General features: G+C 58.9%; 16 protein-coding genes. 13 read left to right on the top strand and 3 right to left on the bottom strand.

Annotation, left to right across the window (positions count from 1 at the left end; translation table 11 throughout):
* Window positions 1-83 precede the first annotated feature (83 nt).
* The gene (gene nth, locus LOC68_RS08190) at window positions 84-743 is read left to right on the top strand and encodes an endonuclease III (RefSeq protein ID WP_230217581.1); all 660 of its coding nucleotides are present in this window, start codon (window positions 84-86) and stop codon (window positions 741-743) included.
* Between the two features lie 119 nt (window positions 744-862).
* Window positions 863-1,438: a dCTP deaminase gene (dcd, locus tag LOC68_RS08185; RefSeq protein ID WP_230217579.1), complete on the top strand. Its 576-nt coding sequence runs from the start codon at window positions 863-865 to the stop codon at window positions 1,436-1,438.
* 141 nt (window positions 1,439-1,579) lie between these two features.
* Here the strand turns inward: dcd and LOC68_RS08180 are convergent, their stop codons facing one another.
* Together LOC68_RS08180 and LOC68_RS08175 are read right to left on the bottom strand one after the other, a co-directional pair.
* On the bottom strand, window positions 1,580-3,097 hold the full coding sequence (locus LOC68_RS08180; protein ID WP_230217577.1) for an AAA family ATPase: 1,518 nt from the start codon (window positions 3,095-3,097) through the stop codon (window positions 1,580-1,582).
* A gap of 142 nt (window positions 3,098-3,239) precedes the next feature.
* A complete protein-coding gene (locus tag LOC68_RS08175; RefSeq protein WP_230217575.1) occupies window positions 3,240-5,084 on the bottom strand; it encodes a sulfatase-like hydrolase/transferase in 1,845 nt (614 codons plus the stop codon).
* Window positions 5,085-5,344: 260 nt separating this feature from the next.
* On the opposite strand from LOC68_RS08175, the gene LOC68_RS08170 reads away from it, so the two are divergent.
* The 6 genes from LOC68_RS08170 (at window position 5,345) to LOC68_RS08145 (ending at window position 15,812) form a co-directional block, all read left to right on the top strand.
* Window positions 5,345-7,786, top strand: coding sequence for a cytochrome c3 family protein (locus LOC68_RS08170; protein ID WP_230217573.1), 2,442 nt, complete (start codon window positions 5,345-5,347; stop codon window positions 7,784-7,786).
* A gap of 50 nt (window positions 7,787-7,836) precedes the next feature.
* Window positions 7,837-8,511 carry a deoxyribose-phosphate aldolase gene (gene deoC / locus LOC68_RS08165; protein ID WP_230217571.1) on the top strand — a complete coding sequence of 225 codons (675 nt, stop codon included), beginning with the start codon at window positions 7,837-7,839 and terminating at the stop codon, window positions 8,509-8,511.
* A gap of 108 nt (window positions 8,512-8,619) precedes the next feature.
* Entirely contained in the window at window positions 8,620-9,504 is an 885-nt protein-coding gene (locus LOC68_RS08160) for a carbohydrate kinase family protein (protein ID WP_230217569.1), read from the top strand.
* Window positions 9,505-9,686: 182 nt separating this feature from the next.
* Window positions 9,687-10,730, top strand: a complete 1,044-nt coding sequence (locus LOC68_RS08155; protein ID WP_230217567.1) for a glucose 1-dehydrogenase — start codon at window positions 9,687-9,689, stop codon at window positions 10,728-10,730.
* A 132-nt stretch (window positions 10,731-10,862) separates the two neighbouring features.
* Window positions 10,863-13,058: an FdhF/YdeP family oxidoreductase gene (locus LOC68_RS08150; protein ID WP_230217565.1), complete on the top strand. Its 2,196-nt coding sequence runs from the start codon at window positions 10,863-10,865 to the stop codon at window positions 13,056-13,058.
* 117 nt (window positions 13,059-13,175) lie between these two features.
* Complete coding sequence (locus LOC68_RS08145) at window positions 13,176-15,812, top strand: M1 family aminopeptidase (RefSeq protein ID WP_230217563.1); 2,637 nt, start codon at window positions 13,176-13,178, stop codon at window positions 15,810-15,812.
* Between the two features lie 86 nt (window positions 15,813-15,898).
* On the opposite strand, the gene LOC68_RS08140 is transcribed toward LOC68_RS08145, so the two are convergent.
* Window positions 15,899-16,810 carry an ABC transporter ATP-binding protein gene (locus tag LOC68_RS08140; protein WP_230217561.1) on the bottom strand — a complete coding sequence of 304 codons (912 nt, stop codon included), beginning with the start codon at window positions 16,808-16,810 and terminating at the stop codon, window positions 15,899-15,901.
* Window positions 16,811-16,913: 103 nt separating this feature from the next.
* Between LOC68_RS08140 and LOC68_RS08135 the strand changes: the two genes are divergently transcribed.
* From LOC68_RS08135 to LOC68_RS28505, 5 genes are all read left to right on the top strand, one after another.
* Window positions 16,914-18,008, top strand: coding sequence for an aromatic ring-hydroxylating oxygenase subunit alpha (locus tag LOC68_RS08135; protein WP_230217558.1), 1,095 nt, complete (start codon window positions 16,914-16,916; stop codon window positions 18,006-18,008).
* A complete protein-coding gene (locus tag LOC68_RS08130; protein WP_230217557.1) occupies window positions 18,005-19,780 on the top strand; it encodes an AAA family ATPase in 1,776 nt (591 codons plus the stop codon). Before LOC68_RS08135 ends, LOC68_RS08130 begins: the two co-directional genes overlap by 4 nt.
* A 153-nt stretch (window positions 19,781-19,933) precedes the next feature.
* Window positions 19,934-21,772 (top strand): hypothetical protein, encoded by a 1,839-nt coding sequence (locus tag LOC68_RS08125; RefSeq protein WP_230217555.1) that lies wholly within the window; start codon window positions 19,934-19,936, stop codon window positions 21,770-21,772.
* Between the two features lie 51 nt (window positions 21,773-21,823).
* A complete protein-coding gene (locus LOC68_RS08120; protein WP_230217553.1) occupies window positions 21,824-22,780 on the top strand; it encodes a vWA domain-containing protein in 957 nt (318 codons plus the stop codon).
* Between the two features lie 90 nt (window positions 22,781-22,870).
* Window positions 22,871-24,418: a phosphate ABC transporter substrate-binding/OmpA family protein gene (locus LOC68_RS28505; protein WP_230217551.1), complete on the top strand. Its 1,548-nt coding sequence runs from the start codon at window positions 22,871-22,873 to the stop codon at window positions 24,416-24,418.
* Window positions 24,419-24,446 lie beyond the last annotated feature (28 nt).

Here is a 24,446-nt window from a genome sequence, read left to right as displayed (position 1 = left end):
TTGCAACCGGCCCCAATTGACGCATCGCCGCGGAGGTTTGAAAATGCGTCAAACCGCCACTTCTCTCAGCCGCCGAACGAACGTTGCCGAAGAAAATCTCGCTCGAAGACCGTAAGAAACAAGCGCGCCGCGTCGTCAAACAACTCGCGACCGACTACCCGATCGCTGAGTGCGCACTGAATTACGAAACGCCGTATCAACTGCTGATCGCGACGATCCTGTCGGCGCAATGCACCGACGCGCGGGTCAATATTGTGACCAAAGAGCTGTTCGCCAAATATCCGACCGCGGAAGATATCGCGGCGCTACCGATCGCAAAGATTGAGAAGTTGGTGCAAACCACCGGCTTTTTTCGGAACAAGGCGAAAAACATCAAAGCGGCCTCGCAGAAGCTGGTCGACGACTATGACGGCGAAGTTCCGCAAGATCTGGAGGCCTTGGTCGCCCTTCCCGGCGTCGGACGCAAAACGGCGAACGTCGTGCTGGGGACCGCCTTCGACATGCCGACCGGAGTGGTCGTCGACACGCATGTAGGGCGATTGAGCCGCCGCATGGGGCTGACCGCCAAGACGGACGCAGTAAAGGTTGAAGAAGAGTTGATGGAACTGCTGCCGAAAAAAGAATGGATCCAATTTTCCCATCGCATGATCCATCACGGCCGCGCGATCTGCGACGCTAGAAAGCCGAAATGCGATCAGTGCCACTTCGCCAAATTCTGCCCTCAGGTGGGGGTCGCCGTGTAGCGGAGGTTCGATCATTTCAATTTTTCGCCACATCTTTATAATCACGGTCATGCGGCGGTCGCCCTGGCGGCGCCCCGGTTTCGTACGCTTCGCCCCCAACCGCCCCCAAACGGCTACCCATGATCCTTTCAGGGAATGAGATTCGAGCACGTCTCGGCAAGGATATTCAGATCGATCCGTACGACGACGACCGGGTCAATCCGAACAGCTACAACTTGACGCTCCACGACGAGTTGATGGTGTACGAAGAGATCGTGCTCGACATGAAAAAGCCGCATCGCGTCCGGCGGTTGCGGATTCCAGAAGAAGGGGTCGTCCTCTCTCCGAATCAGCTTTATCTGGGGCGAACGGTCGAACGGACCGAAACGCACAACTTGGTCCCGATGATCGAGGGACGCTCGTCAGTCGGTCGACTCGGCCTCTTCGTCCATGTCACGGCCGGCTTCGGCGACGTCGGCTTCAATGGCTTTTGGACTCTCGAAATGTTCGCCGTCCAGCCGATCCGCATCTACGCCGGCGTCCCGATCTGCCAGATCTTCTACCACGAGATCAAAGGGGACATCGTCGAGTACGTCAGCAACAAGTACCAGAACAATACCGGCATTCAGCCGAGCTTGCTGTTCAAAGAGCTAAACCCCAACGCGGAAAAAGAAGATCCGCAGCTGCCGCTGAACTTTGGCTTTCCACCGAAGTAGAGAGCCGGCGCCTCAGCCGTAGGTTGGGTGCAGCGCAGCGAAACCCAACAATGCGTTTGCCAGGCCCAGCGCGTACGGCAGGCCGAGCCTGCCGATGTCGTTTGCAAGAAGATCGGCAGGCACGGCCTGCCCTATACTTCGTTACATCACCGCGAAGTAGTTCTCAACCGCGGCGTCAAACCGCTCTCGCGACAGTTCGAGCGGCTCTTTCTCGAACAGGCACAGGTTGCGCACCTGTTGCAGTAAGTCGCGGGGCTGGCAACAGCGATAGGGGCGATTGACCGTCTGATAGTGCTTTTGCACGACGTAGTCGATCACTTCCGCGCGATACTCAAAGCCCATCAAGGGGCACATGATCTTGAAGAGCTGTCGGAATTCTCCTTCCGACGGGTCGGTGACTTCGATCTTGTACGGAATACGACGCAAAAACGCATCGTCGCACAAATCTTTCGGCTCAAGGTTGGTCGAGAAGATGACCAACTGATCGAACGGAACTTGGATCTTTTTACCGTTCGCCATATTCAGGTAGTCGTAACGCTTTTCGAGCGGCACGATCCAGCGATTGAGCAGTTCGTCGGTCCGCATCCGTTGACGACCAAAGTCGTCGATCACCAGCGTGCCGCAGTTGCTTTTCAGCTGCACCGGCGCTTCGCTGATGCCGGTCGTCGTATTGAAGGTGATTTCAAGATTCTCCATCGTCAATTCACCACCGACGACGATCGTTGGCCGTTTGATCCGCACCCAGCGACGATCGAGCTTCGCGCTGTTGAGCAGCCCGCTTTCTTGCGGCAACGGAACCTCTTCGTGGTTGCTCGGATCGTAGAGCCGCAAGATTTCGCCGTCGAGGCCGATCGCCCGCGGAATCCAGATGTGCTGGCCAAACGATCGCGTCACCCGCTCGGCAATGCTCGTTTTACCGTTACCCGGCGAACCGTAGAGGAACAGACCGCGGCCGCTGTTGATGGCCGGGCCCAAGCGGCGGAACATCTCGGGATTGATGAGCAGATCCTCAAAAGCACGGCGGAGATCGTCGATGCTGGGATGCTGCTTTTCGAGCGACTGCGCTTTGACGCTGTCGATGTAATCGTTGAGCGTCACCGGCGCCGCGCCAAAGTAGGTGCAGTGCTCCGAATAACGCTTCCCTCGTTCCCGGCCCAGATCGGTCGGGTAATAGACGTAGTCGTTGGCGACCGTCGTATCTTTGTAGACGACCAACTGGTCGTACTTCATCTTCCGCAACTGCTCTTCGACGATCAGAAACGGCAGACGCAGTTGTTCGGAAATCTGTCGACCGCTCGCTTCACCACGCGAAACCAGATATTTGAGCGCGAGCGCTTCGATCTCGGTATCGGTCAGCCCCGCTTCACGCGCGTTGGTCGGCTCGCGTGGAATGAACGCGTCGAGCGGTTCGTCATCGCGATCGTAAGACGTCGATTTGCCGAGGGCCCCCGCTTCACCCCGTCCCCCTTTCGCCATCTTGTTCAAGCGATCGAGCAACGAGTCGAGCTTTTCGTCCGCGCCGACCGTTTCGAATTCTTGTACCGGTTCGTGCGCAGGAGTGGTTGCGGCGAGCGTCGCCCAGGGATCGCTTCCTCCGTCAGAAGAAGCGTTTTTGCCTGCCAACCGCGCCAGAAGGTCGTTCGCCGGAGTGTTCGTCATTGCCGTATCGCCGAGAAGAGATCGAGAGGGATGGGAACTTTGGGAATCACCCGAAGTCTAGGTTCTCTCACGGCTGGGTCAAAAAATGACGTCGCAATTCGCTCGGAATCGGCACAATCGTTATAACCCGTACGGATACGGATCAATCGGCGAGGATGTACTCCACCAATCGGCTGCAATAAGATGCCATTCGCCCCGGGACGTTCTTGTCCTTGGTTTCCAGCGTGCGTACCTGCGGCAGCAGCGGAGTCGCGACCTCTTCCAGTTCGTCGATCGCATTCAGCGCGAACATCGTCGCGTAATGGCCGTTCTCGGCGATGTTGGCGGTATCGATCAGCACATTCAGCGACTTGTCCCGATCGGCCGGCGAACCGTATTCGGCCAAAGCTTCCGCCGCGATGACCCGCGGGCCGTACGCTTCGTCCGTCAGCATCGCTTCCAATTGTTCGGTCGACTTGTCGACGCCCGACTGTCCGAGCATCAAGACGCCGAAGGCGCCCCAATAGCGGACGGCGCTATCGTCGTCCTTCAGCCGCTTTTGCAGAGCCGGCAGATTGTCGGCCTGCATCATCGACGCCATTTCGGCGGTCGCTTGGATCTTTTCGAGCGGGTACTTCTGCGGATCGTGTCCCATTTCATACGGCGAAGAGCCGACGCTCCGCGAATGGATTTCTCCTTCCGGCAAGAACCCAATGTCGCGAATTTCGAGCTGCCAATCATGAATTGCGGCTCGCATCTTTTTCAGCGTCTCGGCATGCTCGGCGCTGCCGGCCAGGTTGACCGTTTCGTCTTTGTCGCTCTGCAGGTCGTACAACTCTTCCGGATGACGCGACTGCCAGAAGGCGGATTGAACCGGAGTCGTTTCGCCGCGGAGGAACATCTCGCGCCAGAGTCGCGTGGTCGGCGTCTCCATCTGATAGGCCAAGACCTGACCATGCGGCTTGTAAGGCATGAAGTTGCGGACGTAGACGTAGCGTCCGTCGCTGCAGGAGCGGACCATATCGTAACGTTCGTCCATTCGTCCGCGGAAGCCGTACATATACGGCTTGGCCGGCTTTTCCTGGGCCCCCATGAACGCGACCCCTTGCATCCACTCCGGCACGTCGACGCTGGCCAGGCTCAGCATGGTAGGCGCCAGGTCGATAAAGCTGACCAGACGCTCCGAGTCGCCGCCGACCTTGTATTCGCTCGGCGCGAGCGACTTCCACTTCTCCGGCACATGGACGATCAGCGGAACTTGCAAACCGGAATTAACCGGCGTCCGCTTGCTGCGGGGCATGCCGCTTCCATGATCCCCCCAGTAGAGAATGATCGTATCTTCTTCCAGGCCGTCTTCCTTCAGTTGCTGCAAGATGCGGCCAGCCTGGGCGTCCATCGTGGTCAGATTGTCGTAGTACTGCGCCCAGTCTTGGCGAACTTCCGGGAGATCGGGGTGATACGCCGGCAGCGGCGCTTTCGCCGGATCATGGACCGCCGTATGCGGACGTTTGCGAATCTGGCTCTCGTGGCTGACGGTGAAATTGAAGACCGAGAAGAAGGGTTGGCCTTCGTCGCGACCGCGCCAGTGCGCCTTGTTACTCGATTGATCCCAGACCTTGCCGGTGCGCAGCAGGTTGTAGTCTTCCTTGCTGTTGTTGGTGCAGTAGTACCCCTTCTGTCGCAAGTAGACCGGGAACATCTTGAACTGCGCCGGCAAGACGGTCTCACTGCGCATGTGCTCGCCGCCGGTCGCCGGCGGGAAGATGCCCGAAATGATCGTCGTGCGAGCCGGCGCACAAACCGGCGCGTTCGACCAGCAGTGGAGATACTTCATCCCCTTGGCGGCCAACGCGTCGAGGTTCGGCGTGTCAGCGTACTTGTCCCCATAGCAGCCCAGCTGCGGCCCGTTGTCTTCACTCGAAATCCAGAGGATGTTCGGCAGTTTCTGATCAGCCCACAACATGGCGGGCGAAACGAGAAGAAGAGCGAGGGCGAGCAGTTTGCGCATCGATTTTGCCTGAGGGTGCGAAACCAGGAAGGTGGGAAAGGGCGGCAGACGAAGGCGTGCCGGGCCGCTAACTTGATGGGAATAGCTGTTGGCGAAAAAGGGTGGGTCTCGAGCGAATTAAGGCGAATCGCGGCCGATTCGACTCCCCTTCACTCGATTTCTTCGGTATTTTCGTCAGCATCCTCGGCCCCAGCCGAGAGCTATGCTAATGATGATAGTGGAAACCGCCTCAATTTTCCCATCTTTTTTTGATAAATCGAATGCCCTCTCGTTTGTCGATATTCCGCCGCATCCCCCTCGTCGCGATTCCATTTCTGGTCGCTTTGCTGCTGGGTGGACTGGCGCTGGCCGATTGGTATTGGGCGATTCCCACCACGCGCCAAGCGACCTTCGTCGGGCGCAATTCGTGCATCGAATGCCACCAGGCCGAGCACAAGGACTTCATGGGCTCGTTCCATGACAAGGCGATGGACCTGGCGACCGAAGAGACGGTCCTCGGCGACTTCAACGACGCCGAGTTCACCCACTTCGACATCACGTCGAAGATGTTCCGCAAAGATGGCAAGTACTTCATCAATACCGAAGGCCCCGACGGCAAGCTGGCCGACTTCGAGGTGAAGTACGTCTTCGGCGTCGATCCGCTGCAGCAATACATGGTCGAAATCGAACCGCCGACGCCGGGCTCGCCGGCTGGATCGATCGGTCGCGTGCAAGTGCTGCGGATCTCGTGGGATACGAACAAGAAAGAGTGGTTCTATCTTCCGCCGCCCGACGTGGATGAGAAGCTCGAGCCAAACGATCCGCTCCACTGGACCGGCGCAGCGCAAAACTGGAACCACATGTGCGCCGATTGCCACTCGACCAATCTGCACAAAAACTTCGACCTCGCGAGCAACAGCTACCACACCACCTTCACCGAGATCGACGTCAGCTGCGAAGCGTGTCACGGTCCCGGCAGCTTGCATGTCGAACTCGCCAATAGCTATTCGCTCTTCTGGGACCGCAATCATGGCTACGGCCTGAAGCAGTTGAAGGGAGAGAGCAACGTCGCGCAGGTACAAGCTTGCGCCGACTGCCATTCGCGACGTCGCGTCGTTTGTCCCACCTACCAGCGCGGCGACAGCTACTACGATCAATACTCGAACGAACTGATCATGCCGCAGACCTATTACTGCGACGGGCAGATCCTCGACGAGGACTACGTCTTCGGCTCGTTCCTGCAAAGCAAGATGTATCACAAGAACATCCGCTGCACCGACTGCCATAATCCTCACTCGACCAAAGTCAAGTTTGAAGGAAACAAGCTCTGCACGTCGTGCCATCAACACCCTGCCGGCAAGTACGACACCGAAGCCCACTATCGCCACAAAGCGGATGGAACCGGCTCGTCGTGCGTCGAATGCCACATGCCGGAGACGACCTACATGGAAGTCGATCCGCGTCGTGACCATAGCATTCGGGTCCCCCGCCCTGACCTGTCGGTCGCATTGCAAACGCCGAACGCTTGCACCAAGTGCCATCTCGACCGGGCGAAGGTTTCTGACGAAAAACGCGCCAGTCTGAAAAACTACGGCGACTGGATGACCGCCGCTCGCAACGGCGACGAAGAAGTCGCGAAGGCGCTCGCCGAAGTCGACGCCTGGGCGGCGAAAGCGGTGAAAGAATGGTACGGCCGAGACTACTCGGAAGAAGAGCCGAGCTTCGCCTACACCCTTTCCCAAGCTTGGAACGAAGATCCGCATAGCTTCCCGAAGCTGATTGACCTCGCAAGAGACCGCCAACAACCGCCGATCGTCCGCGCCAGCGCCGTGACGCAGCTGAGCGCCTACGCCGATCAACCCGAAACAGGCCGCGCCATCAAACTGGCGCTAGTCGATTCCGACCCGCAGCTCCGCAGCGCCGCGATGATCGTGACCGAGTTCCTCTCGCCGTCGGTCGTCCCCCATCCGGAAGCGCTGAAGCTGATGATGGCGGGCCTCGACGATCCGACCCGCCTGGTTCGGACCGACGCCGCGAATGCCCTCGCGGGAACACCGATCGAATTCCTGAAACTGAACGGCAAAGCGGGAGCGTTCGAGAAGGCGCTAGGCGAATTGAAGGAGTCGCTCCTGCGTAACGCCGATCAGGCCGGCGCATTGCTCGCCTTGGGCGCCCTTTCCGAACGGATGGGAGACGACGCCGGTGCGGAAAAGTATTATCGCGACGCCGTTCGGATTCAGCCGAACGTGACCGGTCCCCGGTCGAACTTGGCCGAATTGCTCACCCGCAAGATGGCGCCGCAGCGGCAACGCTTCGAACAGTTGGCGGCCAGCGGACAGCGCGATCAAGCTCGCCAGATGGTGGAAGAGCTCGCGATCCGCGAATTTGAAATTGCCCACCTGCGGGAAGAAGAATTGGTCAACCTGGCCCGCGACGCCGAGCAATTGCCCAACGTCGCCCAGGTTCAATACCGTTTCGGCCTGGCCCTTTACCAGGCAAACCAACTGTCGGCCTCCGAAGAAGCGATCGCCCGGGCCACCGAGCTGCAACCAAATTCGACCACCTTCCTGACGGCGTTGGTTCGTTTGCAGCAAAAACGGGAAAAATGGGAGGAGGCGAAGAAGACGATCGCAACCCTGCGTCAGCTTCGCCCGAATGACCCCGGCCTGGCCGAGGTGGAGCAAGAAATTCTTCAGCGGAGACAACCTGACGATCAACGCTAAAATGGTTTCATCGTCCTGAGGTTCATTCTGGAATGGATTCGCCTGTGACAATGACTCGCGCTCAAGTGCTGGCCCGCATCGATCACACGCTTTTGGCGCCGAATGCGACGCAGCACCAATTGGAAGACGCCTGCCTTCTGGGGCATCACCTGCAAACGGCGGCGGTCTGCGTACCGTCCTTCTTCGCCGGGCGGTGCGCTCGGATGTTGGCCGGCACCTTCGTCAAAACCTGCACCGTGATCGGCTTCCCCCACGGCAATCAGCCGCTCCGGGTCAAACTGCACGAAGCGGAACAGGTGCTGGTTGAAGGCGCCCAAGAGCTTGACATGGTCGTCAACGTCAGCGACGTCAAAAGCGGGCACTGGCGTCAGATCCGCAAAGAGATCCTGCAGCTGACCCAGATGACGCACGACGCGGGGCAAAAGATCAAAGTCATTTTCGAGAACTGCTATCTCTCGCAGCTCGAAAAAATTCGGCTTTGCCAGGTCTGCAACGAAGCGAACGTCGATTGGGTGAAAACCTCGACCGGTTTCGGAACCGGCGGCGCCACGCTGGACGACGTCCGTCTGATGTGGCAACATTCGCGTTGTCTGGTCAAAGCGGCTGGCGGAATCCGCGATCTCACCACCTTTTTTCAATACTGCGAACTTGGCGCCGATCGCATCGGGCTGAGCCGCACCGCTGCGATTCTCCACGAATACGACGCTCGTTTTTCGAGCGAATAGTAGCAGCCGCTTCGCCGCCAAATCTCAGTTTCGACTGGGCGCACGCTTTCAGATCCCTAGACTGGGGCTATTCCCTTTGACGAACAGATCCAGGCGAGTGACGACGCGATGACAGATTCTCGACCCGTAATCGGACTTGGCGAAATCTTGTGGGACTGCTTTCCGGACGAACGACGTCCCGGCGGCGCCCCGGCCAATTTCGCCTTTCATGCGGGTCAGCTCGGTCTCAACGGCGTCGTCCTGTCGCGAGTTGGAACCGATGAGTTAGGGGATGAATTCCTCCAGTATCTTGCCCATCACGGACTGAGCGACCAATACGTGCAGCGCGATCCGGCGCATGCAACCGGTCAGGTGCGCGTCGAATTCGTCGACGGCGATCCTACCTACACCTTCGTCGACGACGTTGCGTGGGATCACTTGGAGTTCACGCCGGAGACGGCGGTCCTCTGTTCGAAAGCGGCGGTCATCTGTTTCGGCACCTTGGCTCAGCGGAGCCGCGATAGCCAGTCGATGATCTACGATTGTCTCCGCGCCGCGCCGACCGACGCGTGGAAGATCTACGACATCAATCTTCGCCCCCCGTGGTTTAGCAAAGAGACGATCGAGTCTTCGCTGGCGCTGGCCAACGCGTTGAAACTGAACGAGGACGAAGTCGCCTACTTGGCCGAAAACTTCGACCTGCCGACCGAGATCGAGTCGTTCGCCGCCGAGGTCCAGCGATTTTTTGGTCTCCAGGCGGTCTGCATCACCCTGGGGGGCGATGGCTGTTTGGTCGCTCGCGGCGATGAGCAGTGCCGGCAGCCTGGCATTCCGATCACAATCGCCGACACGGTTGGCGCCGGCGACTCGTTTACCGCGGCGATCGCCCATGGACTGGTTCACGAAAAGTCGGTCGCGGAGATGGCCGGTTTCGCCAATCAGGTGGCGGCGCTGGTCGCGTCGCATGCTGGCGCCATGCCCGATTTACGGGCCAAAATCGCGGAAATCTCCTAAGAAAACGCCCTCAAGGTTGGGCGGGGCCTACTTTTCGATCGGCCGCCCCCTTTGGTACGATGAGCAGTCTTAGCCGCATCCTAGCGGCGTCGCTCGGACCATCTGATGAGAGTAACTCACCAATGAAGGCAGTCGCGGTCACGCCCGGCACCCCCCACAGCGTCCACCTAGAAAACATCCCCATGCCGTCGCTGGACCAGTTTCCCAAGGGAAACGGGGTTTTGGTGAAGGTCTTGAAAGTCGGCGTTGATGCGACCGACAAAGAGATCAACGAAGCCTTGTACGGCGGCGCCCCTCCCGGGGACAAGTATCTCGTTCTCGGCCATGAGTCGTTCGGCATCGTTGAAGCGGTCGGCCCCAACGTCACCCGCATCAAGCCGGGCGATTACGTCACCGCCACCGTCCGTCGTCCCGGCGGTTCGATCTACGATCAGATCGGCACCTACGACATGACCAGCGAAGAGGTCTACTACGAGCGCGGCATTAACCTGCTGCACGGCTACCTGACCGAGTACTTCGCCGACGAAGAAGACTACATCGTCAAAGTGCCGGTCGGCCTGAAACACCTGCACGTGCTGATGGAGCCGATGAGCTGCGCCGCCAAGGCGATTCATCAGGCCTACGAAGTTCAACGCCGCATGAAGGTCTGGCGTCCGGAAGTCGCGTGGGTGATGGGCGCCGGCCAGATTGGCTTGCTCTCGACTTTGGTGCTGAAGCTGCGCGGCTTGCAGGTCTACACGATCGCTCGGGCTCCGGGCCCGCACCTGAAGTCGGAAATCGTCGAAGGGCTGGAAGCGACCTACGTCAGCTCGAAGGAAACCGACCTGGACGACCTGGTCAAGAAGACCGGTCGCCCACAACTGATCGTCGACGCCACCGGCAGCAGCCGCATGGCCTTCGACGCGATGAAGTACCTGGGTCACAACGGCGTGCTGGCGTGGACCTCGATCACCGGCGCCAACGTGCATCACGAACTGCCGACCGACAAGTTGAACATCGAATGGGTGCTCGGCAACAAGCTGCTCCTCGGTTCGGTCAACGCCAACCGCGAGCACTTTGAACTCGGCATTCGCGATCTGGCCCTCGGCGACGTCACCTATCCCGGCGTCATCGAAAAGATCTTGACCAACCCGGTCGACGGTCTCGACAACTACAAAGAGATGATGCGTCTCTTGGTCGAAGACAGCTCGGCCCTCAAGGTCTTCGTCAACGTCGCCGAAGGCTAACCTTGCCGCGACAATCGGAACCATAAAACGCTCGGCGAACCGCAAATCGCCGAGCGTTTTTTTGTCGGCATTCGCTCCGTCTGCTATGATTCGGGTGAACCCCCACCCCACCCTCCTCTCCCCACGAACATCATGCGCAAACTTTCCAGCGGCGGCGGTTGGCAAGCGATCAAATACACCTTCACCAAAGCCCGCCAGGCCGGCGGTATCTGGAAGCTTTGGAAGGCGATGCGCAGCAAGAATGCCTGCAAGACCTGCGCGCTCGGCATGGGCGGGCAAAAAGGGGGCATGGTCAACGAACTGGGGAACTTCCCCGAGGTTTGCAAAAAGTCGCTGCAAGCGATGGTCGCCGACATGCAAGGCGCCGTTAAACCGGAGTTCTGGCAAACCTACAGCGTCGCGCAGCTCTCGAAGTTCACTCCCTATCAAATGGAGCATAGCGGCCGTCTGACGCAGCCGATGCTCTACGAGCGCGGCGCCAACTACTATCGGCCAATCGAGTGGGACGAAGCGTTTCGCCGCATCGCCGACAAACTGAAGAGGCTGCCGGCCGACGACACCTTCTGGTACTTCAGCGGTCGCAGCTCGAACGAAGCCGGCTTTCTGCTGCAACTCTTCGCGCGGATCTACGGCACCAACAACGTCAACAATTGCAGCTACTATTGTCACCAGGCGAGCGGCGTCGGTCTCGCTTCGACCATCGGCAGCGGCACCGCGACGCTGTTGCTGGACGACGTCGAACATGCCGACCTTGTCTTTTTGATCGGCGGCAATCCGGCCAGCAATCACCCGCGTCTGATGTCGACGCTGAAGCATGTCCGGCGGCACGGCGGCGAAGTGATCGTCATCAACCCGGTGATCGAAACCGGCCTGGTCAACTTCCGCGTACCGAGCGATCCAATCAGTCTGCTCTTCGGCACCAAGATCGCGACGCTTTATGTGCAGCCTCACATCGGCGGCGACTTGGCGCTGCTCAAAGGGATCGCCAAGCAGATCGACGAAATGGGCGCTGGAGACGCCCGCTTCTTAGCGGAACGTTGCGACAACAACGAAGAGTGGCTCGCTCACATCCGCGGCTTGAGCTGGGAAGAAATCGTCATCAAGTCCGGCGTCACCCGCGAGCAGATCAACGACATCGCCGCACGCTACGCCAAAGCGAAGAACGTCGTCTTCAGCTGGACGATGGGAATCACCCATCACGCCCACGGGGTCGACAACGTCCAGGCAATCGCCGCCTTGGCGGCGCTGCGCGGCATGGTCGGTCGCCCAAACGCTGGCTTGATGCCGATTCGCGGCCATTCCAACGTACAAGGGATCGGCTCAGTCGGCGTAACGCCGCAACTGAAACAGGCGATTTTTGAACGCTTGGAGTCGAACTTCAACCTCCAACTGCCAACCACCACCGGGCTCGATACGCTCGCCTGCATGGAAGCGGCGCATACCGGAGCGCTGAAGATGGGGTTCTGTTTAGGCGGAAACCTCTATGGCTCCAACCCCGACCAAAAGTTTGCAGCCGAGGCGCTCGAGCAACTCGAGATGCTGGTCTTCATGAGCACGACGCTCAATACCGGCCATGCCAACGGCCTGGCGAAAGAAACGTTGATCCTGCCGGTTCTCGCGCGCGATGAAGAGCCCCATCCGACCACCCAGGAGTCGATGTTCAACTACGTGCGACTTTCCGACGGCGGTCCGCGACGGCTGCAAGGTCCACTGAGCGAAGTCGAAGTGATCGCGAGGATCGCCAGTGATGTGCTTGGCAATGCCGGCCCGATTGATTGGCAGTCGATGCAGGACACCGGCAAAATTCGGGATGCGATCGCCAAGGTGGTCCCTGGCTTTGCGAAGATCGAAACGATCGACAAGACGAAGCAGGAGTTCCAGATCGACGGCCGCACGTTCCACACGCCGATCTTTCCGACGCCGACCGGCAAGCTGCAACTCTTCACGCATGAGATTCCTCCGCTGAAAGGAGATTCACACCAATTGCGATTGATGACGGTCCGCAGCGAAGGTCAATTCAACACGGTCGTCTACGAAGAGACCGACATCTACCGCGGCATTGATCGTCGCGACGTCATCTTGATGCATCCCGACGATTGCCGCCGCTTGGGCGTGGCCAACGATCAGCCGGTTGAGATCAAGTCGGACATTGGTTCGATCCGCGGTTTCCTGGTGCGGGAGTACGCAGATATTCGCCCCGGCAACGCGCTGATGTACTATCCCGAGGCGAACGTTCTGGTTGCGCGGCACGCCGATCCGAAGTCGAAAACCCCGGCATTTAAGGGGGTGATCGTCGAAGTCGCGCCCCTCAGCGCGACCCCCGCATAATTGGTCGTCGCGCCACGCATTGTGCGCAGAATGCCCATTGGTGGGTGTACGAATTGGGCGGGGCGACTAAATTATTAGGTAGCCCCCTAATCTCCTACCCAACGTCAGAGCAGACTTATGACGCATCGCCTATTCGCGCTGGGCGTGTTCTCTTTTCTTGCCGTTTTTTCTACGATTTTCACCGCCTCGGCCGAAGAGTATCGTATCTGTCGGTACTGCGGCGAGTCGCACGACGCCGCCGGGATGTTCGGCGTTGATCTGGAAGGAGACGGACGTCGCTACGCGCCGATTCGCCACATCGACGTGCTGCACATCAAGCTCGACGTTACGCCAGACTTCACCAATCGGACCGTCTCGTGCGTGACGACGATTAAGTTCATCCCGCTCCGCGAGCCGCTTCGAACGCTGACGCTCGACGCGCTCGACATTTCGATCGACGGCGTCCGCGGATCGGCCGAGATCTCCGATTACTCCTCAACCAAAAAAGACCTGACGATCGCCTTCGCCGAACCGATCCCGGTCGGAGAAGAAGCGTTCATCGAGATCGCGCATCACAACCAACCGACCGGCGGTTTCTACTTCCGCACGCCGGAGATGGGATACCCGGCCGAGGACGTCCATTGCTGGACGCAAGGGGAATCGCACTTCGCACGGCACTGGTTCCCCTGCTTCGACTATCCGAACGAACGCTCGACCACCGAAGTGATCTGCCGCGTTCCCAAGGCGATGTCGGTCGTCTCAAACGGCAACAAGCTGAGCGACAAAGTCGACGCCGAGTCGGGCCTGCGGGTCGTCCATTGGCTGCATGACAAACCGCACGTGAACTATCTGATTTGCCTGGTAGCTGGCAACCTGGAAAAGCTCGAAAAGATGGCCGGCGACGTGCCGCTTGGTTTCTACACGCAACCGTCGTGGAAAGAGCACGCCGAGAACTCGTTCTCCGATACGGCCGACATCATGAACTTCTTCCAGAAGGAAATCGGCGTTCCGTATCCCTGGCCCAAGTATGACCAGGTCACCATCGCCGACTTCCTGGCCGGCGGGATGGAAAACACGACGATCACCACCCTGACCGACCAGACGATCTATTCATCGGCGACCGAAAACGTGAAAACGTCGCATGGGCTCGACGCCCATGAAATGGCGCATCAGTGGTTTGGCGACTATGTGACCTGCGTCGACTGGAGCCACCTCTGGCTGAACGAAGGGTTCGCCACCTACTATACGCACTTGTACGAAGGGCACAAGTCAGGTCGCGACGCGATGCTGTACGGGCTCTACCGCGACGCGTCGGGGCGCATCTTGACGCAGACCGGCGACAAGAAGCCGATCGTCTGGAACAAGTACACCAACTCCGGACAACAGTTCGACTATCGCGCCTATCCCAAGGGCAGCTGGGTACTGCACATGCTCCGCAACCGATTGGGAGACGATCTCTATCGCGAGTGCGTGAAGACCTACCTCGAACGGAACGCGTTGAAGAGCGTCGCCACCCCGGCCCTCCAATCGACAATCGAAGAAGTGAGCGGCCGGAGCTTCGACCAATTCTTCGACCAGTGGGTTTACCACGCTCGCTTCCCCGACGTCAAAATCAGCTACCGCTGGCTCCCCAACGAAAAGCTGGCCCACCTAACGCTTGAACAAACGCAGGAAGTGAACGACGACGTTCTGCTTTACAGCTTCCCGGCGACCTTCCGGTTTGACGGCAAGAACGGCTCAGTCACCAAGACCTTCCAGGCCGACGGCAAAAAGCATGAGTGGTTCGTCCCGCTCGCCGAAAAGCCGGAAGTGGTTCGCTTCGATCCCGACTACGCATTGCTCGCTCGGGTGACGTTCGAGAAGCCGAACGAGATGCTGTTCGCTCAGCTGAAGAACCAAGACGACGTGATCGGACGTCTTTGGGCGATTGAACAGCTCGAAAAGAAGAAGTCGGACGACGTCGTCGCCGCCCTGGCCGACGCGCTGCGAAACGACTCGTTCTACGGCGTTCGTCGCGAAGCGGCCGACGCCCTCGAAAAGATCCATAGCGACAAGGCGTTTGACGCGTTACTCGCCTCAACCGAACAGAGCGACGCCCGCGTGCGGTTGCAGGTAGTCGATGCGATCGGCGGCTTCTACCGCCCTGAAAAGGTCAGCGACTTTATCGAAATGGTCCGGAGCGAAGCGAACCCGGCGATTCAGTCGTCGCTGGTCCGCTCGCTCGGCAAGTACCACGACAAAGAGGTCGATCGCTTGCTGCAAGAGCTGCTGAAGTCCGAAACCTTCCGGAACGAACTGCTGAGCGCCGCCGTCGCCGCGATCAACGCTCGTCGCGACTCCGACATGGCTGGCGCCTTGATGGCGACCATTGAGTCGCGCCGCGATGCGTTCACCACCGGCGGTCTCGCGGCGGCCCTGACGACGCTCGCCCGCATCAGCGAGAACCTGGACGACACGTCGGCCCAGCGGAAATTGCTACTCGCCCAGCTAAGCGACCAGCGCACGCCGGTCCGCAAAGGCGCCTTGGAAGCGCTCGGGTTGCTCGGCGACGTCGAAGCGCTGAGCGTGCTGGAAACCTTCGCCGAAACCGCCGATGAAACGGAAGCGGAAGAAGCGGCCAAAAAGGCGATCGAAGAGCTCCGCTCCGACAAACCGGCCGCTCCTCGCGAACTGACCGAACTGCGGAAGCTGATCGACGAGCTGAAAAAGCAGAACAAGCAGCTGACCGAGGATATCGACCAACTGAAGAAAAAGGTCGAAGCGAAGGCCGGCTAAGTAAGCGAACGCGACGAATCGCCAACGAAAAAGGCCTGACAATAAAACCGGTCAGGCCTTCTTTTTTTGGAATTTCCGCTCTGTTTCTACGACGAGGACGCCGTCTGAGCGTTTTGCTGTTTTTCCAGCTCGTCCCAGAAGGTGATGAACTTCCGGTGATCACGCTGGAACTTCGGACTGAAAATGCAGCGAATCAGCTCTTCCTTCTGCTCGACGAACCGGCTGATATCTTTTGGCTCGTCCGGCTTGAAGATCGGCGCCGGGCGATCGTACACGACCGTCGCGCCATTAGCGCCGTCTTCATGAAATTGCGACAGGCCGACGACGCGGTCGCTGACGAACAACGCCTCGTTCAATTCATGCGTCACCATGACGATCGTATGCGGCGGAACGAGCCCCTCGCCGCGAGCCCGGACGTTTTCCGCATAGAGGTGCAACAGCATCAACTGCAACTCCTCGCGCATCGCCTCGTCTAAGGCGCCGAACGGTTCGTCCAAGAGCAGGATCTTCGGCTGCATGATCAACGCCTGGGCGATGGCGACGCGCTGCCGCATTCCGCCCGACATCTGATTGGGATAGAGATCTCGCGCTGCGCTGAGCCCGACTTTCTCTAGAAAATCGTCCGCTTGCTCCAAGTGCAGCTTGCGAAGCTGTCGCCACGCGAAATAATTGAACACGCGAAACGGCGTCGACGTCTGATCCAGCTTGAGTCCAAACGCTACGTTCTCGCGTGCGGTTAAAAAATCGTACAAGCTGTAATGCTGATAGACGATGCCGACGTCGCGATTGGGGGAGGTGACTTCGCTCTCGCCAACCAGAACTTGGCCGGATGTCGGTGGGTGCGTCCCCAGAATTGCTCGCAATAAAGTCGACTTGCCGCAGCCGCTGGGGCCGATCAACGCCATAATCTGCCCAGCGCCGACGCGCAGGTTGACATGGTTGAGCACTTTTTTCGGACCGTAGGCGTGCGAAACGTCAACAATATCGAGAACGGTCATACGGCTTACGAATATTCGAGATCAAAGAGCGAAGATACTACGGCGGTGAATTATCAACCGGCGAACTTGCTGGGACCAGTAGGGCGTCTTGGAATCAAAAACGATGGATTATTCTTTCGATCCCTCCATTCCGATCGAAGCGGCGCCGACTCCGCCTGCCTCATGGTACACCGATCCTACTTTCCTGGCAGTCGAAAAAGCGGAGGTCTTTGAAAAAGCGTGGATCGTCGTCGGCCGAGCCGACCAGGTCGCTGAACCCGGCAGCTATTTCACCGCCAACCTGAGCGGCAATCCCATCCTCGTCCTCCGCGATGAAGCCGGAACGTTGCGCGCGATGCACAACGTTTGCCGGCATCACGCCGCCGTCGTCGCCCAAGAGAGCGGACGCGCCTGTGAATTGGTGTGCCCCTATCACGGCTGGACGTATCATTTGGACGGTCGCCTGAAACGGGCGCCGCAGATGGGAAAAATGATCGATTTTCGCCTTCCTGATTTTTCGCTGCCGCCGATCAGCGTCGAAGCGTGGGGCCCCTTTGTTCTGGTCGATCTCGATGGTCCGGCTGGAGGCGAAAACAATCCTCGGGACCTTCCCTGCGACGTCAATCCGATCGTGGCGCCCCTTCAGGAACTCGGCTTCGAGAACATGAATTGGATTGAACGGCGCGTTTATACGATCGAATGCAATTGGAAGGTTTTCGTCGACAACTCCCTCGACGGAGGCTATCACGTCTCTTACGCGCACGAGCAACTTGCGGCCGGGCTTGAATTTGAGGGTTACGCGACTCATATTTATGACCGCTCGTCCGTGCAGATCTGCCAAACCAAGGGAACCGATGGACGGCTGGGCGAGAAGGTTACGTACGCCTGGCTTTATCCGAATTTTTTTATCAATCGCTATGGAAGGATGATGGATACCAACCTGGTCCTGCCGCTCGGCGTCGACAAGTGCCAGGTCGTATTCGACTTTTACGCCGACTTTGACGACGTCGAAGAGTGGCGCGCCAAGCGGATGATTCGCAATTCGATCCACCAGAGTCACGTCATCCAACTAGAAGACATCGCCGTATGCGAGTCGGCGCAGGTCGGGTTGCAGTCGCTCTCTTTCACTCGCGGCCGATATTCCTCGAAGCTGGAACGATCGGTACACGCTTTTCACTCGATGCTGTGGAACGAGATCCAGAAAGCCCTGCCGTCATGAACCCCAATCACGAGTTCTTTTCCGAACTGGCGCGTCTGTTGAACTCGGGCCAGTCGCGCAGCGTGGTGTTGTGCGGAAATATTTACGATTTGCTGTGGGATGGATCCAATTACGTTCCCCTCAACTCGTTTCTGTTTCAAAAGACCAAAACCAGCGGGTTGATCCAACTGGTCTATGAACTGAACGGCCCGATCCGTACCGACGAAGCCGCGTTGATGAAGCTCCGCGGCGCTTGGGTCGAATGGAAATCTGGCGTCGACGCCAATTTGCTCGCCTTGCAGGATCTCCAACAAAAGGGCTCGAAACTCGAGTTTTATCAGGCCGAGTTCGATCGCCACATGCGCGACGCCACCGGCAATCCGACGCTGGCGCTTGAATTGCTGCGGCAACTAACGATTTGTTCGCGAGCGGCGCTTCGCGAGAATCTGCTGATCATCATCGAAGCGGCTGACATGCTTCTTCCGGAAGCGGGGAACCTCGCCGCGCTCAATGACCGTCAATTGCACCGCATCAGCATCGTCCATGATTGGTTCGGCGACCCCGAATTCGCCGAAGGTTCGGACTCGGTCTGCTTGTTAGCCGAATCGCGGAGCTTGATCCATAGCCGCATTTCGCGGATGCCGCAGGTTCTCAGCGTCGACGTGCCCGCTCCATCGCTTGAACATCGTGAGGGGTACGTCAAACACTTCCTGGAAAACAAGACTCCGGCGCCTAAACTCTGGTCGACGCCCAGGGCGCTTGCCGAATGCACCGCTGGTCTCTCGATTCAGGCCCTACGGCAAATGCTGGCCGGCGCCGCCTATTCCGGCGATTCGCTCACCGTCGATCGCGTTTTCGACAAGGTCGAAGAATACATTCGTACGCAACTCGGCGACGACGTCGTCGAATTCAAGAAACCGAGCCACACGCTCCAGGACGTCGTCGGGTTTTCGGATCTCAAAGATTTTCTCCATCGAGAGCTGATTCCCCGCTTCAAGGCGAAGGGCTCCAAAGCGCTTCCTGGCGCGGCGGTCGCGGGTGCGATCGGCAGCGGCAAGACGTTCATCTTCGAGGCGGTCGCCGCCGAACTCGACTTGCCGGTCTTGGTCTTGAAAAACATTCGCAGTCAATGGTTCGGACAGACCGACGTTATTTTTGAACGTCTCCGCCGCGTGCTCGATGCGCTCGACAAAGTCGTCATCTTCGTCGACGAGGCGGACACGCAATTTGGCAGCGTCGACGCCAACGCCCATGAGACCGAGCGCCGTCTGACCGGCAAGATCCAGGCGATGATGAGCGACCGACAACTTCGTGGACGTGTCCTTTGGTTGCTAATGACCGCCCGAATTCACTTGCTTTCTCCCGACATTCGTCGCCCAGGCCGCGTCGGCGACTTGATCATTCCGGTGCTCGATCCGGTCGGCGAAGATCGTCTCGCGTTCATCCGCTGGCTGCTTGGCGCGGTAGAGTTCGAGGTAGAAGAGGGGCCGACGGTCGAACAGCAAGTGCAGGAATTGGACCAATCGGTGCTGGCGCCGGACTATTCGGCGGCGGCGTTCGCTTCGCTCCGCTCACTGCTCGCCGCACTCGAACCGAAGACTTGGGAAGAAGTTCGCGCCGCAATTCACGACCAAATTCCGCCTGAGATTGGCGCCACGCGCGAGTATCAGACCTTGCAGGCCCTGCTAAACTGCACCCGGCGCTCTCTGTTGCCGGATCCCGACGTCACCGATGAAGTTCGTGAAGATTGGCGAAAACGAATCCAGCAGCTAGAGCTTCAAGGCGTTCGCTAGTCGGGAAAGCCAGCGATCGATCGCCAGATATGCAATAATGGGCGAAATGCGGTACCGCGATCTCCGCGGCTATTGCAGCCTTGCCCCGTAATTTCCGCAATAACAACGCTTCGCCGACGAATAGACGCGTAAATCAACTCACGGGAGATATTGATGTTCCGAACGACCCTATTTGCGTTGACAGCATCGCTTCTGTTTTTCGCATCGCAAGCGACCGCGCAGGAAAAGTTTTCCAGCATTACCGGTCCGCTCGACGTAAAACCGGTCCAGGCAAGCGAACCAATTCAGGTCCCGTTCATTACGTGGGGTGGCGACGCGGCGACGTTCTACGCCAACGGCGGTCTCGACACAAAGCCTGAGTCGATCTACGGCAAGAGCGGCTTGAAACTGAAGCTGACTCCCGGCGACGACTTCGTCCAGCAAGTCAAAGACTACATGGGAGGCAAGTCGCCGTTCCTCCGCGGCACGATGCGAATGCTCGGCCAGGCGAGCGAAGTGATCGGCACAGATCCGCGAACCAAGCCGGTCGTCGTGCTGCAACTTTCGTGGAGCGCCGGCGACCATATCGTCTCTCGCGAAAATCTGAAGACTCTGAACGACCTGAAACGCGATGGCAAGAAGGCGAAGATCGCTTGCCAGCAAGGCGGACCGCACGTCGGCTTGCTCTATGACGCGCTCGCAGCGGCGCAACTTACCAACCAAGACGTTGAAATCGTCTTCGTCGACGACTTGACCGGCCCCAACGGCGCGGCCGAAAAATTCCGCACCGATCCGACGATTGACGCCTGCTGCGTGATCACGCCAGACATGATCGGTTTGACCGGCGGCGTTGATTCGGCAGGAACCGGCGCCGAAGGAACCGTCAAAGGCGCCCACGTCCTCGTCTCGACGCAGAACATGTCGCGTTCGATCGCCGACGTCTACGCTGTTCGGCACGACTGGTATGAAGCGAACCGGGACAAGGTCGAAAAGTTCGTCGCCGGTTATCTGCAAGGCGCCGTCCAAGTGAAGAAACTTCGCGACGACTTTGAAAAGACGCAGCGGATGTCGCCCGAGTATCGCAACCTGCTGGCGCAATGCCAGACGATCTTCGGCGAAGAAGTGCTGCCTACGTTGGAAGTCGACGCCCACGGTTTGTTGCTCGACTGCAACTTCGTCAGCCTGCCGGGGCAGATCGCCTTCTTCGAACAGACGGGGAACCTGAGCGGTTTCAACTCGAAGTTGTCCGCCGCGCTTGACCTGGCGACCCAATGGGGTTACGCCTCGTCGCGCAAAGGATTTGATCCTTCTGGATTCGATTATCACAAGATCGCCGAGTTGGCGAAAATCGAATACTCCGAGCCCCCGCGGATCGTCCAGGGGGAAGGCGTGATGGAATTCCCCGACGACGACTTCGACAACGATACGATCGTCAGCTTCACGATTTCGTTTGAACCCAACCAGACCGACTTCTCGGTCGACCGATACGGCATGGAGTTTGACCGAGCTTTGCAATCGGCCAGCACCTTCGGCGGCGCCGCGGTGGTAATTCGCGGACACTCCGATCCGACAAAGACGCTCGTTCAACTGCTGAAAGCCGGGATGGAAAAAGGAATCATCCGTCGCACTGGCCAACAAGGAGCGTACAAGTACTACCTAAACACGCAAAACGGTTCGAATGAACTCGACCTGGGCCAGACCGAGGCGATGGTGAAATTGATCAAGAGCGGCGCCTTTGAAGGTTCCGCCGACAGCCCGCTGCAAACGATGCAAGCGGCGCTCAACCTCTCGCATGCCCGGGCCGAACAGGTCAAGCAAGCGATCGCCGACTACGCCGAGAAGAAAGGGGTGAACGTCAACCTGTCGCAGTTGCAACCAGTCGGCGCCGGCATCTCGGACCCGGTCGTCTCGAAACCAGCCAGCATGGCCGAAGCGAAGCAGAATATGCGCGTCGAATTCCGAATCGTCAAAGTCAATCCGGAAACGTTAAGCGAGTCGGACTTCGACTTTTAGTCGTGCGAGTGCGTGCTGGCATCCGTTCACATATTCCTTGAGGAAGAAGTCATGAACCGTCTGCTGATCGCAGCGTTCCTTGTCGCAGGAGGTCTCTCGCAGATCTCCTCTACGCTGGGAGCCGACAACCTGAACGTGGTCGTGATCCTCGACAACTCCGGCTCGATGAACGAGGGGATGCATTCAGGCGGTACGCGTATCGACGCCGCCAAGAGCGCACTGCTGCGAGTCTTGGATCAAACGCCTGCCGGCGCCAAAGTGGGCGTTTTTCTGCTAAACGCCGGACCAACCGGCAATTGGTTGATCCCGCTTGCGCCGGTCGACAAAAGTGAGATCAAAGACGCCGTCTCGAATTTGCGTGCGGATGGCGGAACTCCTTTGGGAGCGTCGATGAAGTCGGCGGCCGACGCTCTGCTCCAGTTGCGCGAAAGCCAGCGCTACGGCGACTACAAGTTGCTGATCGTTTCGGACGGCGAAGCGTCCGACGCCAATCTTGTTGAACGCTTCCTTCCGGAAATCCAGGCCCGCGGACTGTTGATCGACGTGATCGGCGTCAACATGGCGCGAGAACATAGCCTGGCGACTCGGACCAGCACTTATCGCAACGCCGGCGATCCGAAATCGCTCGAACAGGCGATTTCGGCGGTCGTGCTGGGGGAAAGTAGTGCGAGCAACGCGAATGACGCAGGAGAGTCCGATTTCGAGCTCTTGGCGTCCGTGCCGTCCGAGTTGGCCGCCGCTTCGCTTGCGGCGCTGACCGGCATGGCGAACGATCCAGTCGGAGAGTCGGGACGAGCCGGGGCGGACAATCTGCCGCCAATCTATCCCAACTCCGGGACGCAAGTCGCCAATCAACCGAATTTTCCGGGGAACGCCGCTCCCGCACCACCCCAACATGGCGGCGGCGATAACGGCGGAGGAGGCCTGACTTTTGGCCGCATGGTGATCGTGATCGCCATCATCATCGTCGTGCTGCGAGCATTTTCCTTCATTGCCAAGCAACGCTAGGCAAGTCACAATGGGGAAAAAATTCTTCGCAACGGCGACGCCCCCTGCACTTTTCCACTCGTCCAATCAACATCTCCGAGGAACCCTTGAGTGTCGAAAGGCAAGCTGCTTGCCGCTGGTATCGTCTGGCTGCTGATCCTTGCAGTCGGCGTGGTCACATGGAAAGTCGTCTTTGCGCCGGCCGTAGAAGTCTCACGCGCCGAACAAGAGCGTCTGGCGGCGGAAAAAGCCCGTAAAGAGCGGGAAGAAGCGCTGCGACGCGGCGGATCGGCCAGTCGCTACAACACCCAGGTGAATATTGCGCTAGACGGATTCAGCGGCTACGCAGTTCTCCGCTCTCCCGAATTCGCCGAAGAGTTGAGCAAGCAAGGGATCAAGCTCGATTTGACGGATGACGGCGCCGACTATCCGCAGCGTTTGAAGTCGCTCAAGGAAGGAAAAACCGATCTGGCGGTTTTCACCATCGATGCGTTGGTCAAAACTTGCGCTGAGGAAGGCGACTTGCCTGCGACCATCGTCGCTCTGATCGACGAAACGGTCGGCGCCGACGCGATCGTCGCTTACAAAGACACCTATCCGAACGTCGATGCGCTAAACGATTCGGAGACCCGTTTTGTACTGACGCCGGACTCTCCGAGCGAAACTCTCACGCGGGTCGTCATCTCCCGGTTCCAACTCGATAAACTGACCGCCGATCCTTTCATTAAGGTGGCCGACGCCGCCGCAGTGGTCGAAAAATACAAAGCGGCCAAGCCGGGCGATAAGCAGGCCTACGTCGTCTGGCAACCGTTCGTCGCGCAGATGCTGAAGAACCAGCGGATGCACGTGGTGGTCGACAGTTCCCGATTTCCCTCGGCGATCGTCGACGTGCTGGTCGCTAGCGACGACTTCATCGCCAAGAATCGCGAGACGGTCCTCGAGGTCGTGAAAGCGTACCTGACGATCAACTACCATTACCGCAATCAGCCCGACCGCGTTCAGTTGGTGATGGAAGACGCGGCGGCCCTTGATGCGCCGCTGACGCGCGACGAAGCGGCTCAATTGGTTGAAGGGGTCTGGTGGAAAAACACCCAGGAGAACCTAGCCCACATTGGCGCCAAGCCGGCGGCGAAACTTCCCCACATCGAAGATATGATCGCCGGCGTGACGCGCGTCATGCTCGAATCAGGTTCGATCGACAAGGATCCAACCGACGGACGCCCCAACTATCTGTATGACGACTCGATTCTCAAGGACCTGAGCGACTTCCACCCCGGCGAAGACGCCGAATCGGTGCGGGGCGCGGTCATGCCGAAGTTGAGCGACCAACAGTGGGCGTCGTTGGTTCCCGTCGGAACGGCTCGAGCGCCGACTTTGGTGTTCGCCCGCGGCACGGCTCGCCTGACCGAGCGGAGTCGCGTACTGCTGGATGATCTTGCCGGGACCCTGCAGTCGACGCGATACTACGTGATTGTACGGGGAAATGCGTCGCGACAAGGCGATTTGGAGGCGAACAGTCGACTCGCCGCCGAACGCGCGCAGGAGGTCGAACGTTACCTGGTCGAGCAAGGGGTCGATCGCGATCGCATTCGCGCCGTCGGCGTCGAGCCGAGCGGCGATACGTCGGTTTCCTTTGTGCTTGGCGAACTTGCCTATTGAGCCTGGCAGGCGGCAGCGAATCGAATCG

The sequence above is a fragment of the Blastopirellula sediminis genome (genome assembly GCF_020966755.1).
Classification (GTDB): Bacteria; Planctomycetota; Planctomycetia; order Pirellulales; family Pirellulaceae; genus Blastopirellula; species Blastopirellula sediminis.
The sequence above is the reverse complement of the archived record's forward strand: the minus strand, read 5'-3'. Positions and strand labels throughout refer to the sequence as shown.

Bases quoted from the DNA above. Each gene is read 5' to 3' on its own strand.
- LOC68_RS08170 (WP_230217573.1), top strand. From the start codon at position 5,345: ATGCCCTCTCGTTTGTCGATATTCCGCCGCATCCCCCTCGTCGCGATT.
- LOC68_RS08130 (WP_230217557.1), top strand. From the start codon at position 18,005: ATGAACCCCAATCACGAGTTCTTTTCCGAACTGGCGCGTCTGTTGAAC.
- LOC68_RS08120 (WP_230217553.1), top strand. From the start codon at position 21,824: ATGAACCGTCTGCTGATCGCAGCGTTCCTTGTCGCAGGAGGTCTCTCG.
- LOC68_RS08135 (WP_230217558.1), top strand. From the start codon at position 16,914: ATGGATTATTCTTTCGATCCCTCCATTCCGATCGAAGCGGCGCCGACT.
- LOC68_RS08150 (WP_230217565.1), top strand. From the start codon at position 10,863: ATGCGCAAACTTTCCAGCGGCGGCGGTTGGCAAGCGATCAAATACACC.
- dcd (WP_230217579.1), top strand. From the start codon at position 863: ATGATCCTTTCAGGGAATGAGATTCGAGCACGTCTCGGCAAGGATATT.
- LOC68_RS08140 (WP_230217561.1), bottom strand. From the start codon at position 16,810: ATGACCGTTCTCGATATTGTTGACGTTTCGCACGCCTACGGTCCGAAA.
- LOC68_RS08145 (WP_230217563.1), top strand. From the start codon at position 13,176: ATGACGCATCGCCTATTCGCGCTGGGCGTGTTCTCTTTTCTTGCCGTT.
- LOC68_RS08180 (WP_230217577.1), bottom strand. From the start codon at position 3,097: ATGACGAACACTCCGGCGAACGACCTTCTGGCGCGGTTGGCAGGCAAA.
- LOC68_RS08160 (WP_230217569.1), top strand. From the start codon at position 8,620: ATGACAGATTCTCGACCCGTAATCGGACTTGGCGAAATCTTGTGGGAC.
- LOC68_RS08125 (WP_230217555.1), top strand. From the start codon at position 19,934: ATGTTCCGAACGACCCTATTTGCGTTGACAGCATCGCTTCTGTTTTTC.
- LOC68_RS08155 (WP_230217567.1), top strand. From the start codon at position 9,687: ATGCCGTCGCTGGACCAGTTTCCCAAGGGAAACGGGGTTTTGGTGAAG.
- LOC68_RS08175 (WP_230217575.1), bottom strand. From the start codon at position 5,084: ATGCGCAAACTGCTCGCCCTCGCTCTTCTTCTCGTTTCGCCCGCCATG.
- deoC (WP_230217571.1), top strand. From the start codon at position 7,837: ATGACTCGCGCTCAAGTGCTGGCCCGCATCGATCACACGCTTTTGGCG.